Source organism: Candidatus Dependentiae bacterium, from assembly GCA_013821315.1.
Taxonomy (GTDB): Bacteria; Babelota; Babeliae; order Babelales; family Babelaceae; genus JACDHA01.
Map to the genome: position 1 here is coordinate 1 of JACDHA010000055.1, position 2,249 is coordinate 2,249.

2 protein-coding genes are annotated in these 2,249 nt (G+C 39.8%); both read left to right on the forward strand.

All coding sequences use genetic code 11. The annotated features are described in order from the left end of the window. Positions 1–513 (forward strand): hypothetical protein (locus H0X48_06960; GenBank protein MBA3955029.1); only part of this gene is annotated, 513 nt, incomplete at its 5' end. Between the two features lie 27 nt (positions 514–540). Continuing rightward, the coding region (locus H0X48_06965) for a WD40 repeat domain-containing protein (GenBank protein ID MBA3955030.1) at positions 541–2,249 on the forward strand (1,709 nt) is incomplete at its 3' end.

A 2,249-nucleotide genomic window follows, 5' to 3' on the forward strand; every position in this document is an offset into this window, starting at 1 on the left:
CTAGAAAAATTAACATTAGAACAATTGTTTTTTATGATGCAGTTTAGTCAATCTACTGTTAATTTAGATGGCCAAGATGAGCAGCACATGCTTGAATCTTTTGAGTCAGCCATAGGCCTATTACCTCGAATTTCACATGAGGATTACAAAAATAATATTTTAGTAAAAGCTTATATTGATTTTAAGCGTAAACAATTACTGCAAGCAGCTGCTCATGATGATGTTGCTACAGTAACCACCCTTCTTAAAAGAGGCTTTACGCTAAATACTTGTGACAAGCTGGGCAATAATTTATGGCATTATGCTTTTACAGGACATAATTTTAAACCAAGTAAAGAAGTTCTGAGTCTTCTACTTAGTCTAGAGGGAACTCAAAAAGGTTTTAACAAAATAAATAAGCACGGCCAAACACCCTACGTGCAAGGCCTTATTTACAACAAAGAATTTACACAACAATTTATAGCTCGTTACTGCAAAGCGGCTGCAAAATCTTCTTATTGCTCTATTCAATAATTAATTTAAACATCATAAGGATTTAGTATGTTTACCAATCGTATAAGATTACTCTTTTTTGTAGTAAATATTTGCGCTAGTTCTCTTTTATCTGCTTGTCTAAAAGATCTGGCAACTGATAAATCAATTGAAGTACTTTTATCACAAACACCTCAACAACAAGCTGCTATTTTAAACACTTTACCCATGGGTATGAGCGATATCCTTAAAACAGCTCTTATTACTAAAAATAAAGCCTTACTTACACAAATGCTCACTTTAAAGCCTAAAGAGCTTAGAGGGCATACAGGCATCGTGGCTTCAGTAGCATTTAGCCCTGATGGTAAGTATGCTCTTACTGGATCCAGAGATAATACTGCACGCTTATGGAATGTAAATACACTCAAGCCTCAACAGCTTAGAGGCCATACAGGCATGGTGGGTTCAGTAGCATTTAGCCCTGATGGCAAACATGCTCTTACTGGATCACATGATAATACTGCACGCTTATGGAATGTAAATACACTCAAGCCTCAACAGCTTAGAGGCCATACAGGCATGGTGGGGTCAGTAGCATTTAGCCCTGATGGCAACTATGCTCTTACTGGATCATTTGATAATACTGCACGCTTATGGAATGTAAATACACTCGAGTCGCAACAGCTTAGAGGCCATACAGACTATGTAATGTCAGTAGCATTTAGCCCTGATGGAAAGTATATCCTTACTGGATCAAATGATAAAACTGCACGCTTATGGAACATAGATACACTTGGGTTTCAAGAGCTTAGAGGGCATATAAGCCGCGTGGCTTCAGTAGCATTGAGCCCTGATGGCAAGTATGCTCTTACTGGATCATGGGATCATACTGCACGCTTATGGAATCTAAATACACTCGAGTCGCAACAGCTTAGAGGCCATACAGGCAACGTGACTTCAGTAGCATTCAGCCCTGATAGTAACTATGCTCTTACTGGATCACACGATAACACCGCACGCTTATGGAATCTAAATACACAAGAGTCTCCAGAGCTTAGAGGCCATACATACTTCGTAACCTCAGTAGCATTTAGCCCTGATGGCAAGTATGCTCTTACTGGGTCATACGATAATACTGGACGCTTATGGAATGTAAATACACTCCATTCTCAAGAACTTAGAGGCCATACAAAGGCGGTGGTTTCAGTAGCATTTAGCCCTGATGGCAAGTATGCTCTTACTGGATCATACGATAATACTGGACGCTTATGGAATGTAAATACACTCCATTCTCAAGAACTTAGAGGCCATACAAAGGCGGTGGTTTCAGTAGCATTTAGCCCTGATGGCAAATATGCTCTTACTGGATCACATGATAATACTGCACGCTTATGGAATGTAAATACACTCGAGTCTCAACAGCTTATAGGCCATACAGACTTCGTAACTTCAGTAGCATTTAGCCCTGATGGTAAATATGCTCTTACTGGATCACATGATAAAACTGCACACTTATGGAATGTAAATACACTGGAGTTTCAAGAGCTTAGAGGCCATACACAGCCGTTGACTTCAGTAGGATTTAGCCCTGATGGCAAGTATGCTCTTACTGGAGCACATGATACTACTGCACGCTTATGGAATCTAAATACACTCGAGGCTCAAGAGCTTATAGGCCATACAGACTGGGTGAACTCAGTAGCATTTAGCCCTGATGGCAAGTATGCTCTTACTGGATCAGATGATAACACTGCACGCTTATGGAATGTAAATACACT